The sequence below is a fragment of the Photobacterium malacitanum genome (assembly GCF_900185615.1).
GTDB classification, from domain to species: domain Bacteria; phylum Pseudomonadota; class Gammaproteobacteria; order Enterobacterales; family Vibrionaceae; genus Photobacterium; species Photobacterium malacitanum.
In genome coordinates, this window is sequence record NZ_FYAK01000005.1 from 78,443 (window position 1) to 94,019 (window position 15,577).

Consider the following 15,577-nt stretch of genomic DNA (forward strand, 5'->3'; position numbering starts at 1 on the left):
TAATAACCGCAATAAATTTCTATCTTGAAAGCCACAGTTAATTACACTGCGCCAACAAATAATGGCACTTTATGGCTCTAAATATGAAATACCTGTTATGCGGAATATTATTACTGATTAGCCAACTCAGTTATGCTGATCACAGCCACCAACTTGAGCCACTTGAAGTACGTTACTCTGTCTTTCCAACCACTTTTATCAGCGATAAAATTGCAACTGCTTACCGCATCAAACGTAAACAATGTTATGCCTTGATGAAGGTCAGCGTATTGAATAAACAACAACCGGGCAAACCAAGCCTAAATACCAAGATAGACGGCACAATGCTCAGCGGTCTTGGTGAAAAAAAACGGCTGCGTTTTCGACGTATTCAAGAAGGCTATAAAATTTATTATTTAGCTCAATTTAAACACCCACCTCAAGCTGAATTTAAGTTTGTGGTAAATATTCATCACCAAAATAAACCTCATCAGCTTAAATTTAAGCACACATTATTCAGTGATAACGAACCGTTTTCAGCCTCAGCGTTGTTATTATACCCACAACGGCTATCATAGCGGTTATTAGCGAATTATGGTTTTTAAAAAGGCATCAATATGAGCAAACTCGTACTGGCAACAGGCAATCAAGGCAAAGTAAAAGAAATGGCTTCCCTACTTGCTGACTTTGGATTTGATGTGGTCGCTCAAAGCGATTTCAATGTTTCAGAAGTGGCTGAAACCGGCACCACTTTTATTGAAAATGCGATCATCAAAGCACGTCATGCTGCTAAAGAAACTGGCTGCGCTGCGATTGCCGATGATTCAGGGCTTGAGGTGGATTTTTTAAATGGTGCTCCGGGTATTTACTCAGCCCGTTTTGCTGGTGAAGGTGCTACTGATGCGGAAAATATTGATAAGCTACTAGTGGCAATGGACGGTGTACCTGAAGCACAACGCAGTGCTCGTTTTCATTGTGTATTAGTGATGATGCGCCATGAAAATGATCCAACACCACTAGTGTGCCATGGTTCATGGGAAGGCAGTATTTTAACTGAGCGTCATGGCGATAACGGCTTTGGTTATGATCCTATTTTCTGGGTACCAGAAGATCAATGTGCTTCAGCGCAATTAGATCCAAGTCGTAAAAAGCAACTGTCACACCGTGGCAAAGCACTTCAACAACTTTTCAGTGCACTAAAAGGCTAACTCATGCTTGTTCCTCCACCACTCAGTTTATATGTGCACATTCCTTGGTGTGTTCAAAAGTGCCCCTATTGCGATTTTAATTCGCACGCACTAAAAACTGAATTGCCAGAACTTGATTATATTGATGCGCTAATTGACGATCTTGAAACCGATCTAATGGCCTACCAATTAGTTAACAGTCAGCGACCACTGCATTCAATTTTTATTGGTGGTGGTACACCAAGTTTGATCTCACCAGCTGAAATTGGTCGTCTACTGCAAGCCATTGAGGCTCGCATTCCTTTTAGTGACAATATTGAAATCACTATGGAAGCCAATCCAGGCACTGTTGAAGCAGGACGTTTTGAAGACTATCGCCAAGCAGGCGTGAACCGAATTTCGATTGGTATTCAAAGTTTTCAAAACGACAAACTCCAGCGTTTAGGGCGTATCCATGGCCGTGACGAAGCGATCAAAGCCATTGAGTTGGCAAAGTCGGCGGGATTAAACAGTTTTAATACCGATCTGATGCACGGTTTGCCTGATCAATCGATAGCTGATGCGATCAGCGATCTCAAGCAAGCGATCGCACTTGATCCACCGCATTTATCTTGGTATCAGCTAACGATTGAGCCCAATACTTTGTATTACTCAAAACCACCGACATTGCCTGATGACGATGACTTGTGGGATATTTTTGAACAAGGACATGCACTATTAACCGCTGCTGGTTATCAACAATATGAAATCTCCGGCTACAGTAAGCCCAATAAGCAATGCCAACATAATCTTAATTATTGGCGCTTTGGCGATTACTTAGGCATCGGCTGTGGTGCCCATGGCAAGATCAGCTTTGATGATGGTCGAATTATACGTACGGTCAAAGTCAAACATCCACGTGGATATTTACAAGCGGATAAGCCTTATTTGAGTGAACAAATAGCGGTAGCTGACACTGAACGACCGTTTGAATTTTTTATGAACCGGTTTCGATTATTAGAGGCATGTCCAAAGCAAGACTTTATCGATCGCACAGGCTTACCGTTGTCGGCAATAGCTGCCAATATTGAGTGGGCACTTAAACAAAATTATTTAGTTGATAATGGCGATCAGTGGCAAATTACAGAACACGGTAAATTATTTTTAAACGATTTACTGGCTGCATTTGTTGAAGATGATGATTAGCGTAATCTAAACGCTAAATGATACTGCCAACAAAAAAGCGAGGGCTGGTCGTTAATGGTTATTCAACCATTACACCTCTAGTCTCTCGCTTTTTTTATCGCGGTCATCATCAAGTATAACGTTATAATAAATTAACGCTTTGCCAGTTTTTCAGTGCTGGTATTTGTTGTCTTATTTGGCGCTCTTGTTGAATGCGTAAATTAACAAACTGACACACTTTGGCATTTACATGCTGCCCATGCGATAGCAAATAAGGCAGATCATTACCAATGGTTTGGTAATATTGCACTAACAACTGCGTTTGGTCTGGATCAAGTTTTACTTTGTGAATATCAAAATATAGCTGACCATCATCTTTAACCACAAAAGTTTGCTTAGATTGCGATAGCGTCAGTGTATCATCGCTGATACTGACACTATTGTGCCATTGTGGATCACACTCGCCAGCAATTAGGCTTGAGCTAAATAGCACCATCAAACCACCGCAGCCAATTGTACTCATGATAGTTTTTAATCCCATGCAACTTCCCCTTCTTAAAAGTGGGTAGCTGCACCTAGCCGCTGCATTTACCCATTAAAAAATAGAACGTCCAATCCGTTGTGAAAGCTTCTCTAATACCGCAGTGCCTACTAATGAGTTACCTGATGGATCCAACTCCGGTGACCATACAGCAATGGTCATCTCTCCTGGCACAATAGCAACAATACCGCCACCAACACCTGATTTACCCGGCATTCCGACGCGGTAAGCAAACTCTCCAGCACCATCATATAAACCACATGTCGCAAGCAATGCATTTATATGCTTACTTTGAGTTTGGCTAATAATTGGCGTTTTTGCACCTAAAGGCTGACCTTTATTTGCTAAATAAGAAAATGTTCGCGCTAAATCAACACAGCTCATCTTTAAAGCACAGTAACTAAAATAGTTATTTAGCACTGGCATTACTTCATTATTAAAGTTGCCAAATGAACGCATTAAATAAGCAATCGACGCATTACGATCACTGTGTTGCATCTCTGAATTAGCAACCACTTTGTCGTATACGATATGTGGATTGCAGGATAATTCACGCACTAATTCCAACATTCGATACTGCGGCGCACAGAGGCGACTATACAGCATGTCTGAGATAACAATCGCACCGGGATTAATAAACGGATTACGTGGAATACCATTTTCTAACTCGAGCTGAATCATCGAATTAAACGCCTGCCCTGATGGCTCTTTACCAACTCGCGACCACAATTCTTCTGGCTCATAGAGTGACATTGCTAGTGTTAGCGCTAAAACTTTGGAGATCGATTGAATAGAAAAACTTTCTTGGCTATCGCCTGCTTGAATAATTTCACCATCGTTATAACACACCGCGATGCCCAACTTAGTTGCAGGAACTTCCGCTAACGCAGGAATATAGTCAGCCACTTTTCCTTGACCAATCAAAGGTCTAACTTCATCTAAAATGTCTTTTAGTAAGGTCTCTGTTGGCTTCATTTACTTCATCTCCAATAACAAAAAAGCCAACAAAAGTTGGCTTTCTAAATAAATAACGCAATAACAACTGCTACCCTAATCGATAGTCACAGCAATGTCTGCAATTATTCAGTACGCATATACTTCATATCCCATACGCCATGACCTAGGCGATGACCGCGTGCTTCAAACTTAGTTAAAGGACGATCTTCTGGGCGTGCAATATAAGCGCCATCGGTCGCTGTATTTTTATAGCCAGGCGCGGCATCCATTACTTCTACCATGTGCTCTGCGTAGTTTTCCCAGTCTGTTGCCATATGGAAAATACCGCCAATTTTAAGCTTTTTACGTAGCATTTCAGCAAATTCAGGCTGAACGATACGGCGCTTATGGTGACGCGCTTTATGCCATGGGTCAGGGAAGAACAACTGCACCATATCAAGGCTACCATCAGGGATCATGTGTTCAAATACTTCAACACCATCATGGCACATTACGCGTAAGTTAGTTAAATTAGCCGCTTCAGCGCCCATTAAACAGTGACCAACACCTGGAGTGTGAACTTCGATACCAACGAAGTTTTTCTCTGGCGCCGCTTGTGCCATTTCAACCAATGATGCACCCATGCCAAAACCGATTTCTAATACAACTGGCGCTTCACGGTTAAAGACTTGTGTCCAGTCCAGCATTTCAGTGGCGAAATCAATACCCATAGCTGGCCAGTTTTTTTCCATCGCATTTTCTTGGCCCTTGGTTAAACGGCCTTCACGACGAACAAAACTACGGATCTTACGAACCATTTTGCCTTCATCGGTAAATTCAGTCAGGGTTACGTCACCTGACTTTTTTGAAACTTCGCTCATGCTAACTATCCAAACAAAAAAAGAAACGGAACGGCATTATCCAAAGTTATAGCCTCAATTCAAGTCTATCAATTGTGATAATCGCCAGTTTATGATGCAATCTTAGTCAATAACGTCATTATAGACGCCATTACATTAATGAGTTGCAGTATAAGGGATCGTCCCCACGGACTCCAACTTTCCGCAACCTCATTCGATAATAAAGCACACTCCGGCATTGTTTAATGCCAATTTAGTAAAGTGAGTCCATTGTGAGTACAGCTTTTTCCGACGCTATTTTAGCGTGGTATGATAAATTCGGCCGAAAAACCCTGCCATGGCAACACCAAAAGACCCCATATAAAGTATGGCTATCAGAAATCATGTTACAACAAACTCAAGTTGCGACGGTGATCCCCTACTTTGAACGTTTTATGGCGCGCTTCCCTACCGTGGCTGATCTTGCCGCTGCCGAGCAAGATGAAGTGTTACATTTGTGGACCGGGTTGGGCTATTACGCTCGTGCACGTAACCTTCACAAAGCAGCCCAATTGATTGTCGCTGAGCATAATGGTGAGTTTCCAACCACCATTGAGGCAGTTGAAGCCCTGCCGGGTATCGGCCGTTCAACCGCAGGCGCAGTGTTATCACTATCATTAAAACAGCATCATCCTATTTTAGATGGCAACGTTAAGCGTACTTTAGCGCGTTGTTATGCCATCGAAGGTTGGCCGGGCAAAAAAACGGTTGAAAATGCGCTGTGGAAGATAGCGATTGAAAATACGCCAGCGATTGGTGTTGAACGCTACAACCAAGCCATGATGGATATGGGCGCTATGATTTGTACTCGTAGCAAACCTAAATGCGATTTGTGCCCTATTGAAGCGCAATGTATTGCCAAAGCACAACAACGACAAAGTGAATTTCCGGGCAAGAAACCCAAAAAAGTGATGCCAGAAAAACAAACCTGGTTTGCCATTTTACGTTATGGCGACAAAGTATGGCTTGAGCAACGTCCTCAAGAAGGTATTTGGGGCGGCTTATGGTGCTTTCCACAACATGATAATGACGATCTCAATGATCTTTTGTTGCAACAACTGGGACAGCCACAGACCATGATTGCCAGCCAGCAGCAATTAATCGCATTTAGACACACATTTAGTCATTATCATCTTGATATTGTGCCAGTATTATTCACTTTAAACACTCTTCCTGATGTGATCCATCAGCGCCAAGGGCAATGGTATGATCTCCATGATCCGGCCAAAATTGGTTTAGCAGCACCGGTACAAAAGATCCTTGATGGATTGCTATACCCACACTGATTACACGGATGTTATTCCAGCCTCGACCCTAGCCGCTACTGGTCGAGTCTGGTATAACTATTGCTACAATACTGCTGCTATAAAAAACACTGCAGTTATAAAAAATACCGTCATTATAATTACAGCCTTTCTCGCTGTGATTGAATAATGCATGCATAAGGAATATTCCATGAGCCGTACTGTTTTTTGTGTCCATCTCCAACAAGATGCTGAAGGTTTAGATTTTCAATTGTATCCAGGTGAACTTGGTCAACGCATTTTTGATAGTATTTCAAAACAAGCGTGGGCACAGTGGCAAGCAAAACAAACCATGCTGATTAATGAAAAAAAACTTAATATGATGAATGCCGAACATCGCCAATTACTTGAGACAGAAATGGTTAATTTTTTGTTTGAAGGTAAAGATGTGGTGATTGATGGTTATACACCACCAACAAAATAATATTGAGATCAAACAGATACTCCGCCGTAACTCAAACGGCGGAAAACATTAAAAAAAGTAAAAAATCACGCCACAACGAACAAAAAGTCAACACTCAAACATAATAATCATTTTTTATTAAAAAAAGGGTTGACGAAAAGGCTCAAAACCCTTTTAATAGCGCCCCGTTGCCTCGATAGCTCAGTCGGTAGAGCAGAGGATTGAAAATCCTCGTGTCGGTGGTTCGATTCCGCCTCGAGGCACCATTTCTTCTCTTTTGAAGTTTGGTGTCAAGCAACGACAAAATCTGTTCCCTCTTAGTTCAGTCGGTAGAACGGCGGACTGTTAATCCGTATGTCACTGGTTCAAGTCCAGTAGAGGGAGCCACTATTTATTTCTTGGCTCAATAGAGCGGAGAGATTACAGAATTTATGTGCCGACTTAGCTCAGTAGGTAGAGCAACTGACTTGTAATCAGTAGGTCACCAGTTCGACTCCGGTAGTCGGCACCATTTATTCTCTTACTTCGGTAAGAAATGCAAAAATAGCAATTTTATTGCTGTGTTTGCCTCGATAGCTCAGTCGGTAGAGCAGAGGATTGAAAATCCTCGTGTCGGTGGTTCGATTCCGCCTCGAGGCACCATATTAAAATTTGATACGATTTATCGTGTTAAATAGTAAAAGTTAATTCCCTCTTAGTTCAGTTGGTAGAACGGCGGACTGTTAATCCGTATGTCACTGGTTCAAGTCCAGTAGAGGGAGCCACTATTTATTTCTTAGCTCAATAGAGCGGAGAGATTACAGAATTTATGTGCCGACTTAGCTCAGTAGGTAGAGCAACTGACTTGTAATCAGTAGGTCACCAGTTCGACTCCGGTAGTCGGCACCATTTATTCTCTTGCTTCGGTAAGAAATGCAAAAGTAGAGACTTAACCATCACTACTTCTGCCTCGATAGCTCAGTCGGTAGAGCAGAGGATTGAAAATCCTCGTGTCGGTGGTTCGATTCCGCCTCGAGGCACCATATTAAAATTTGATACGATTTATCGTGTCAAATAGTAAAAGTTAATTCCCTCTTAGTTCAGTCGGTAGAACGGCGGACTGTTAATCCGTATGTCACTGGTTCAAGTCCAGTAGAGGGAGCCAAACAAGAAAGCCCGCAAGCAATTGCGGGCTTTTTTACGTCTGGATTTTGGCAAAAAAACAAAACGGCATTGATCAGGCTTTTATACCATCACGATAATGCCATCTTCGTTCAGTTGGCGACACGTTATGAGAAGCTTGACGGACAGCTAATCCGTCTATCACTGCCTATTATCTGTGTGATCTCTTCACAGCGTTATTGAGCCTAAAAGGCATCAGCTAAAATAATCAATCTACAACGCGTGAATAGTAGATTCCCTATCGCCCTCGCGGGCATTCACTGTCGGGTATGACGATAAATTAGACTTGTATGCCACCACTACTTTTTATCAAACACTTTTTCTTAACGCTTTTAGCGCATAATTAGCCTCTTCCACTGTGACTGACAAACACCGAAAAACCCAACAATTAAGCGCAAAATAACAGCAATTAGGATAAAAAAGACAATGTTGATAACTATTTAAAAAAAAACCATTGACGAAAAGCTCAAAAACCTTTTTAATGCGCTCCGTTGCCTCGATAGCTCAGTCGGTAGAGCAGAGGATTGAAAATCCTCGTGTCGGTGGTTCGATTCCGCCTCGAGGCACCATTTCTTCTCTTTTGAAGTTTGGTGTCAAGCAACGACAAAATCTGTTCCCTCTTAGTTCAGTCGGTAGAACGGCGGACTGTTAATCCGTATGTCACTGGTTCAAGTCCAGTAGAGGGAGCCACTATTTATTTCTTGGCTCAATAGAGCGGAGAGATTACAGAATTTATGTGCCGACTTAGCTCAGTAGGTAGAGCAACTGACTTGTAATCAGTAGGTCACCAGTTCGACTCCGGTAGTCGGCACCATTTATTCTCTTACTTCGGTAAGAAATGCAAAAATAGCAATTTTATTGCTGTGTTTGCCTCGATAGCTCAGTCGGTAGAGCAGAGGATTGAAAATCCTCGTGTCGGTGGTTCGATTCCGCCTCGAGGCACCATATTAAAGATAATGAGTCAGCTCATTATTTAAAAAGAATTTAGTGTGCCGACTTAGCTCAGTAGGTAGAGCAACTGACTTGTAATCAGTAGGTCACCAGTTCGACTCCGGTAGTCGGCACCATCTTTTGAAAGCCTCATCTTTGATGAGGCTTTTTTTTCGTCTGAAGAAAGGGTTCGAGGGTTCGAGGGTTCGAGGGTTCGAGGGTTCGAGGGTTCGAGGGTTCGAGGGTTCGAGGGTTCGAGGGTTCGAGGGTTCGAGGGTTCGAGGGTTCGAGGGTTCGAGGGTTCGAGGGTTCGAGGGTTCGAGGGTTCGAGGGTTCGAGGGTTCGAAATTTTCAGTACCAGCAACATCATTGTCAATAATAATCTTGCTACAGCCCTTACTTCGCCCCTGCCATACCTAGCTTCTGCTCTTCCTCACCCCTGCTCTTACTCGTCTCTGCTCTTCCTCGCCTCTCGAAAACTCGCCCTGCTATTACCTAGCTTCTACTAACCCGCAAACATATGCTTTATCCATGTCGCAGGCTGATTGTCATGACACTTAGCTTTTAAATCCCCATTACGATCCCATGCGGGTAAAGCAACGTTACCGTTACAATCAAATCGCAAACTACCGTTAGCTGTAGGTTGATACTTCACCGTGGTGATATAAGGCGGCCAGCCAATATTTAATGGCAATGGCTGACGACGAGCCAAATAATCAGCATAAACCCGTAGCGCACCGCTAGAGCCAGTCAAACGCACAGGTGTATTATCATCACGCCCAACCCACACTACGCCAACTTCGCGTCCATCCGCACCAGCAAACCAACTATCACGATTATTATCGGTGGTACCTGTTTTACCGGCTAATTTCGCTGAACTAAATTGGCTATGAAGAAAACGCGCTGTACCTTGGCTCACCACTCTTTTCATATCATAGGTTGTTAACCAAGCAGCTTGTTCTGGCACGACTTGTTCAACCTGAGCGTGATGTTGGTATAGCACTCGCCCCTGACTATCAACAACCGCACTCAGGCTATACAACGGTGCTTTACGACCATTATTAGTAATACTCTGGAACATTTGCGCCACTTCAAACGGTGATAAGCTAAATGCACCTAATAATATTGAAGGTAAGCGGGGAACTTGATCACGATTAACCCCTAACTTAGCAATGGTGTTAATCACGGTATTAAGCCCAACCTTTAAGCCTAAGTTCACTGTTGGCACATTCAATGAATGCGCTAACGCATAATAGAGTGGCACTTGACCGCGGAACTTACGATCATAGTTTCTTGGTCGCCATGACGTTCCTTTACTGCCCTTTAATACAATCGCTTGATCATTAAGCGTGGTCGCTAAACTAAACTTCTGCGGCTGACTCAAAGCGGCCAAATACACTGCCGGCTTTGCCAATGAACCAATTTGACGACGAGCATCAAGAGCGCGGTTAAAACCAGCATAGCCGGGACGACTACCACCAATAAGCGCACGCACTGCACCATCTTGTCGATCAACCACCACCATTGCTGTCTCGACTTTAACTCCGGCTTTTTTATTTAACCGTGGCACCATGGCTGCTATGGTTTTTTCAGCAGCTTGTTGAGACAGCGGATCAAGGGTACTGAAAATACGCAGTCCTTTACCTGATTTATAGATATCACCAACGTCTAGTTGTAACTCACGTTGTAACTGCTGAAAATACGCAGGTTGACGACTGGCTATTTTAGCGTTTTTTTGTACTCCTAATGGCTCAGAAAATGCCTGTTCATATTGAGCTTCGGTGAGATAATTATTTTTAGCTAATAGTGATAACACTAAGTCACGGCGCTTAAGGGTTCGCTCTGGATGACGCCAAGGGTTAAATTGCGATGGACCTTTTACCATTCCAACCAACATTGCCAATTGATCTACCCGTAGCTCTTCTAATGGGCGTCCAAAATAGAATCGCGCCGCTAATGGAAAACCATGTATTTCCTTGGCGCCATTTTGACCTAGGTAAATTTCATTTAAATACGCTTCAAGTATGCGATCTTTACTGTAACGGTGATCAATAATCACCGCGATATAGGCTTCGCGAACTTTACGCCACAAGCTGCGCTCACGACTTAAAAATAAATTTTTCGCCAATTGTTGCGTAAGGGTACTACCACCTTGCACGGTATGACCCGCTCTAAGGTTGACCACCATCGCTCGCAGAATCGCTAATGGCGACACACCATCATGCTCATAAAAATCACGATCTTCGGTGGTTAACAGCGCGTCAATCAGCAGTGGAGGAAATTGATCCCGCGCCATAAAAATGCGTTGTTCATTGTCCGATAGCCCTAGCATGCCAAGTAGTTTAGGTTCAATTCTAAGGGTTTTTAATGATCGATTAGAGCTGACATCAACGATCGAGGCCAGCTTAGCGCCGGTAAATGTTAACATCACATGCTGTTGCGGTTGCGGACCATCAACAAACTTAAATGGGCGTCGAATTAATTCAATGCGAGTTGCAGAGGCAGAATACTCCCCCATTTTTCGCGGACTACGCACTTTATGATATTGCAGCACATCGAGCTCTCGTCGCACATCACTGATCGTCAGCGCTTGGCCTGGATGTAAGGTTAAGACTCGGCCATAAACGACGGAGGGTAAATCCCAAATTGGGCCATCCATTTTATTACGCACCACCGTATCTAAATAAATCCCGATCACGAGTAAAATAGCCACACCGACTAGGGTTATTTTAAACCCTAAACTGCCAAGCTTACGTAACCATGGATGCGATCCAGCCAATTTTTTAGTGGTCGTTTTTTTAGATGAGGCTTTTTTCGGTGCTGCTTTTTTTGGAGGCTGTTTTTTAGCAGTTGGTTTTACAGCGGCCTTTTTTCGTGCAGCGGCAGGTTTCTTCTGCTGTGGTTTAGGGGGCTGTGGTGACTTACTCATAATGCATCAACTACCGTTATTCCTGTATGTAAGCAGAGCTCATGATTGAGCTCTGCTGTTATGATTCAGTATTAAGATCTTAGCAACTATAACTGATTATATATACAGGTATCGAACTTGTTTAGCACCGCTAAAGGTATTTTTTGATTTTGCGGGTTGGGCAATGATTAGCTGGATCATCAGGCCAAGGATGCTTTGGATAACGGCCCTTCATTTCTTTCTGAACATCTTTATACGAACCTTGCCAAAAACCTGCTAAGTCTTGCGTGATCTGTAACGGTCGTTGCGCCGGTGATAATAGCTCTAACACCAAAGCAACTTTCCCGTTAGCGATTGTCGGTGTGGTCGGCTCTCCAAACATTTCCTGTAACTTAACGGCTAATACCGGTTGTTGTTGGGCTTGATAACGAATGGCAATGTTTGAACCGGTTGGTACCTGATAATGGGTTGGCAATAACTGATCAAGCTGTTGTTTTTTATTCCAACCAAGATAGGCCTCTAATGCTGCGACCAGATTGACTTTTTGCAGCCCTTTTAAGGTGGTAATTCCATTGAGGTATGGCAATAACCATTGTTCAGCATTAGCTAATAAACTCGCCTCATCCAATGGCGGAAAATCAACGTCAGGTAGCCATTCACATCCACAGCGACCACGTGTCAGTAATAGTGTCGCAGCTGGAGTCCAATTTAATACCGCCAAGCCTTTACGCTTAACCGCATTCAGTAATGCTGCACTCGCTGAGGTTGCATCGGGAGTGGCTGCAAGACTGCGTGCAACAATTAACTTGCCACAATAAGTACGATGCTCAGCACTTAAACGGCCTTTTTTATCATCCCAGTCAAGCCACTCACATTGATTAAATAATTTCGGTAATGCATGTTGTAAACCGTTTAAATCAGCACTGATCGCCGAAAATATTCGACTATCACCTTGGCGAGTTTTAACTACATCAGCCACCACTAACAAAGACTGATTGGCTAATCCTTGGCTACTATCAAGCATCACCCCTTGACCATTGGCTAATTGATAGCGACCATCATTAGCTCGAGATTGCGCGATTCGATCCGAAAAACCCACCGCTAATACTATCGCAGCCCAATCATTATTGACCTTTAATTCACTATGTTTAGCAGCACCTAAAGTCGCAAGATGTTGTTGAGCACGCTGAATATAAGCATGGCTTTTCGCCAATTTTTTGGTTTCAAATAAATGCAGCTGAAACGCTAAATCTGGATTATCCATACCACGAGGCGGATCTTCTAGTAATGCCACCAGCATCGCCGCGGTAGTCAAAATAGTGATATCTGCTTGTTGGTGTGCTATTTGTTTTGCAAACGCGAGCATCGCGCCATGACGCGGATCGACACCTAAGGTTTGCATCACTTGACCACGTGACGTTTGTTGACCACGATCATCAATCGCACCGAGTTGCTGTAATAACTGCCGCGACTGCTGTAAAGCCAGTGCTGGCGGTAGATCTAACCACTGCAAATCTTGTGGATCATGACACCCCCACTGGATCAGATCCAGCGCCAGCGCGGTTAAATCACTGCGTAAAATTTCTGGCTGCGGCGTTGCTGGTTGGCGTTGAAGTGACTCTTCGCTGTACATTCGCAAACACATACCCGCCTCCAAACGGCCAGCACGCCCTGCCCGTTGTTCAGCAGAGGATTGCGCTATGCGTACTTGCTGCAAGCGGCTGATTCCGGTTTTAGGATCCCACTGTGCGATGCGCTCTAAGCCGCTATCCACCACCAGTCGAATCCCTTCAATAGTTAAGCTGGTTTCAGCAATATTGGTTGCCAGTACCACTTTGCGCTGCCCAGTAGGCGCTGGATTAATCGCTTGTTGCTGTTGCTCTATCGGTAGTTGACCATACAAGGGACAAATATTGATCGTGCTGTTGGCTGACGTTAAACGTGTGGCTAATGCTTGTGCCAAGCGTTTAATTTCACCGACGCCGGGTAAAAAAACTAATACCGACCCTGATTCTGTGGTTAACAACTGATTAATCGCGACCGCCATTTGTTCAATCATATTCCGCGGATCAGTCACTGCTTGATAGCGATACTCAACCGGAAAGCAACGCCCTTGAGATTCGACATAATAGGCCTCTGGCAACAGTTGTGCCAACGCGGTTTGATCTAGGGTGGCAGACATCACCAATAACTGCAGATCGTCTCGTAGTGCTTGTTGTACCTCGATAGCTAACGCCAGCGCGGTATCGGCATGAATACTGCGCTCATGAAATTCATCAAAAATAATCAGCCCAACACCTGCAAGTTCAGGATCATGCTGCAACATACGCGTCATCACACCTTCGGTGACAATCTCTAATCGTGTTTGCGGACTGACTTTGGTTTCACCTCGCACTCGTAAGCCAACGGTTTGTCCAACACGCTCACCCAATTGCTGCGCTAAATACCCAGCAATGTTTCTTGCTGCCAACCGTCGTGGTTCCAGCATGATGATCCGCCCTTGAATAACGGCTTTATCTAATAACGCCAACGGCAACCGCGTTGATTTACCCGCTCCCGGTGGTGCTTTTAAAATCACTTGAGTATGGTGAGTTAACGCGCTAAATAAGGTTGCTAAAACCTCATCAATTGGGAGTTGTGACAATGGTGCCACCTTATGTCATGATCAAAACGAAATCACATTGTAACGAAAGCCACCCCGCAACTAAAAATAATAATCGAGGCTCGAGGCGATAATGAAGTTTGAACCACCACTACAAGCGGCGACTTTAATTCAACGCTACAAACGCTTTTTAGCGGATATCACTTTAGATGACGGTGAGATTAGAACTATTCACTGTGCTAACACAGGCGCCATGACTGGCTGTGCTGATCCTGGCACCACGGTATGGTATTCAACCTCTGATAATAAAAAGCGTAAATACCCTAATAGTTGGCAACTGGCGCACACTGCGGCTAATGATTGGATTTGTGTTAATACCGTTCAAGCCAACCACCTTGTTAAAGAAGCGATTGAAAAACAACGCATACCAGAGCTCAATGGTTATGATCAGTTACGAACTGAAGTGAAATATGGCACTGAAAATAGCCGTATCGATCTATTACTTGAATCACAAACCCGCCCAGCCTGCTATATTGAAGTAAAAAGCGTGACCTTATTGGCGGATAATGGTCAAGGTTACTTTCCTGATGCTGTCACAACTCGTGGTCAAAAACATCTACGCGAACTGATGCAAATGGCACAACAAGGCTCACGCGCTATACTGTTTTTTGCAGTGTTACATACTGGTATCAAAAAGGTTGATGTTGCACAGCATATCGATGCTGAATATGCCCAATTATTACGACAAGCCATCACTGCTGGCGTTGAAATAATTTGCTATCGAGCCACCATAAATGCAACCGAAATAAATCTTACTGACTGTATACAATTTCAGCATTTGACATAAAAAATGCCGTTTTCTTCACATTGACATAGAATTGAAGTTATACAGTAATTGCCACATCGAAACCTTTCTGCTATAGATACCGCCCAAAATTAACCAGTGACGGTTATTAGGTACATTAGGAGATGCTATATGCCAGAGACCAACGTTAAAAAATCACTAGGCATCCTGGCTATTGCTGGGGTTGAACCTTATCAGGAAAAAGCTGGCGAAGAATACATGGGCGAAGCTCAATTAGAGCATTTCCATAAAATTCTATCAGCATGGCGTAACCAACTTCGCGTTGAAGTTGATCGCACTGTAAACCACATGCAAGATGAAGCCGCTAACTTCCCCGATCCAGTGGATCGTGCCGCACAAGAAGAAGAGTTCAGCCTTGAACTTCGTAATCGTGACCGCGAACGAAAACTGATCAAGAAAATTGACAAGACACTTAAGCGTATCGAAGAAGATGATTTCGGCTTCTGCGACTCTTGTGGTATTGAAATTGGTATTCGCCGTCTTGAAGCTCGTCCAACTGCAGATCTTTGCATCGACTGTAAAACACTTGCAGAGATCAAAGAAAAGCAAATGGCTGGCTAATTTACGTCTTTATCAAATTAAGCTAATTTTAGAGGGAGCGTAAGCTCCCTCTTTCGTTTACACTAGCGCTCAAAATAACACGCAGTAACTAACCCTATGGTTATTTACTTACCGATGTCGCACGAGCTCTGCCTGTT

General features: G+C 43.6%; 12 protein-coding genes and 13 tRNA genes. 20 read left to right on the top strand and 5 right to left on the bottom strand.

Annotation, left to right across the window (positions count from 1 at the left end; genetic code table 11):
• Positions 1 to 83 precede the first annotated feature (83 nt).
• From PMAL9190_RS12605 to hemW, 3 genes are read left to right on the top strand one after another with little or no spacing between them, the layout of a single operon-like run.
• A complete protein-coding gene (locus PMAL9190_RS12605; RefSeq protein ID WP_159458395.1) occupies positions 84 to 557 on the top strand; it encodes a DUF4426 domain-containing protein in 474 nt (157 codons plus the stop codon).
• 39 nt (positions 558 to 596) lie between these two features.
• The gene (locus PMAL9190_RS12610) at positions 597 to 1,187 is read left to right on the top strand and encodes an XTP/dITP diphosphatase (protein WP_087845506.1); all 591 of its coding nucleotides are present in this window, start codon (positions 597 to 599) and stop codon (positions 1,185 to 1,187) included.
• A 3-nt stretch (positions 1,188 to 1,190) separates the two neighbouring features.
• Complete coding sequence (gene hemW / locus PMAL9190_RS12615; protein WP_087845507.1) at positions 1,191 to 2,351, top strand: radical SAM family heme chaperone HemW; 1,161 nt, start codon at positions 1,191 to 1,193, stop codon at positions 2,349 to 2,351.
• A gap of 121 nt (positions 2,352 to 2,472) precedes the next feature.
• Here the strand turns inward: hemW and PMAL9190_RS12620 are convergent, their stop codons facing one another.
• The 3 genes from PMAL9190_RS12620 to trmB form a co-directional block, all read right to left on the bottom strand.
• Positions 2,473 to 2,871 carry a DUF2884 family protein gene (locus PMAL9190_RS12620; RefSeq protein WP_087845508.1) on the bottom strand — a complete coding sequence of 133 codons (399 nt, stop codon included), beginning with the start codon at positions 2,869 to 2,871 and terminating at the stop codon, positions 2,473 to 2,475.
• 54 nt (positions 2,872 to 2,925) lie between these two features.
• Positions 2,926 to 3,846, bottom strand: coding sequence for a glutaminase B (gene glsB / locus PMAL9190_RS12625; RefSeq protein ID WP_087845509.1), 921 nt, complete (start codon positions 3,844 to 3,846; stop codon positions 2,926 to 2,928).
• Positions 3,847 to 3,950: 104 nt separating this feature from the next.
• The gene (gene trmB / locus PMAL9190_RS12630) at positions 3,951 to 4,688 is read right to left on the bottom strand and encodes a tRNA (guanosine(46)-N7)-methyltransferase TrmB (protein ID WP_061000740.1); all 738 of its coding nucleotides are present in this window, start codon (positions 4,686 to 4,688) and stop codon (positions 3,951 to 3,953) included.
• A 251-nt stretch (positions 4,689 to 4,939) separates the two neighbouring features.
• Between trmB and mutY the strand changes: the two genes are divergently transcribed.
• The 15 genes from mutY to PMAL9190_RS12705 all read left to right on the top strand — a co-directional run bounded on the left by mutY (position 4,940) and on the right by PMAL9190_RS12705 (position 8,641).
• Complete coding sequence (gene mutY / locus PMAL9190_RS12635) at positions 4,940 to 5,992, top strand: A/G-specific adenine glycosylase (protein ID WP_087845510.1); 1,053 nt, start codon at positions 4,940 to 4,942, stop codon at positions 5,990 to 5,992.
• 169 nt (positions 5,993 to 6,161) lie between these two features.
• The gene (locus PMAL9190_RS12640; protein ID WP_087845511.1) at positions 6,162 to 6,434 is read left to right on the top strand and encodes an oxidative damage protection protein; all 273 of its coding nucleotides are present in this window, start codon (positions 6,162 to 6,164) and stop codon (positions 6,432 to 6,434) included.
• A 169-nt stretch (positions 6,435 to 6,603) separates the two neighbouring features.
• Positions 6,604 to 6,679, top strand: a tRNA-Phe gene (locus PMAL9190_RS12645).
• 45 nt (positions 6,680 to 6,724) lie between these two features.
• Positions 6,725 to 6,800, top strand: a tRNA-Asn gene (locus tag PMAL9190_RS12650).
• 48 nt (positions 6,801 to 6,848) lie between these two features.
• Positions 6,849 to 6,924, top strand: a tRNA-Thr gene (locus tag PMAL9190_RS12655).
• Positions 6,925 to 6,979: 55 nt separating this feature from the next.
• A tRNA-Phe gene (locus tag PMAL9190_RS12660) sits at positions 6,980 to 7,055 on the top strand.
• A 46-nt stretch (positions 7,056 to 7,101) separates the two neighbouring features.
• Positions 7,102 to 7,177 (top strand) — tRNA-Asn (locus PMAL9190_RS12665).
• A gap of 48 nt (positions 7,178 to 7,225) precedes the next feature.
• A tRNA-Thr gene (locus PMAL9190_RS12670) sits at positions 7,226 to 7,301 on the top strand.
• A gap of 58 nt (positions 7,302 to 7,359) precedes the next feature.
• Positions 7,360 to 7,435, top strand: a tRNA-Phe gene (locus PMAL9190_RS12675).
• A gap of 46 nt (positions 7,436 to 7,481) precedes the next feature.
• A tRNA-Asn gene (locus PMAL9190_RS12680) sits at positions 7,482 to 7,557 on the top strand.
• A 510-nt stretch (positions 7,558 to 8,067) separates the two neighbouring features.
• A tRNA-Phe gene (locus PMAL9190_RS12685) sits at positions 8,068 to 8,143 on the top strand.
• 45 nt (positions 8,144 to 8,188) lie between these two features.
• Positions 8,189 to 8,264 (top strand) — tRNA-Asn (locus PMAL9190_RS12690).
• Positions 8,265 to 8,312: 48 nt separating this feature from the next.
• A tRNA-Thr gene (locus PMAL9190_RS12695) sits at positions 8,313 to 8,388 on the top strand.
• A gap of 55 nt (positions 8,389 to 8,443) precedes the next feature.
• Positions 8,444 to 8,519: transfer RNA gene (locus PMAL9190_RS12700), tRNA-Phe, on the top strand.
• A gap of 46 nt (positions 8,520 to 8,565) precedes the next feature.
• A tRNA-Thr gene (locus tag PMAL9190_RS12705) sits at positions 8,566 to 8,641 on the top strand.
• 368 nt (positions 8,642 to 9,009) lie between these two features.
• On the opposite strand, the gene mrcB is transcribed toward PMAL9190_RS12705, so the two are convergent.
• The gene (mrcB, locus tag PMAL9190_RS12715; protein ID WP_370738771.1) at positions 9,010 to 11,436 is read right to left on the bottom strand and encodes a penicillin-binding protein 1B; all 2,427 of its coding nucleotides are present in this window, start codon (positions 11,434 to 11,436) and stop codon (positions 9,010 to 9,012) included.
• Between the two features lie 127 nt (positions 11,437 to 11,563).
• Complete coding sequence (hrpB, locus tag PMAL9190_RS12720) at positions 11,564 to 14,056, bottom strand: ATP-dependent helicase HrpB (protein ID WP_087845513.1); 2,493 nt, start codon at positions 14,054 to 14,056, stop codon at positions 11,564 to 11,566.
• Between the two features lie 91 nt (positions 14,057 to 14,147).
• On the opposite strand from hrpB, the gene sfsA reads away from it, so the two are divergent.
• Positions 14,148 to 14,861, top strand: a complete 714-nt coding sequence (gene sfsA, locus PMAL9190_RS12725) for a DNA/RNA nuclease SfsA (protein ID WP_087845514.1) — start codon at positions 14,148 to 14,150, stop codon at positions 14,859 to 14,861.
• A 129-nt stretch (positions 14,862 to 14,990) separates the two neighbouring features.
• Positions 14,991 to 15,440, top strand: coding sequence for an RNA polymerase-binding protein DksA (gene dksA / locus PMAL9190_RS12730; protein WP_087845515.1), 450 nt, complete (start codon positions 14,991 to 14,993; stop codon positions 15,438 to 15,440).
• The last annotated feature ends 137 nt before the right edge of the window (positions 15,441 to 15,577 follow it).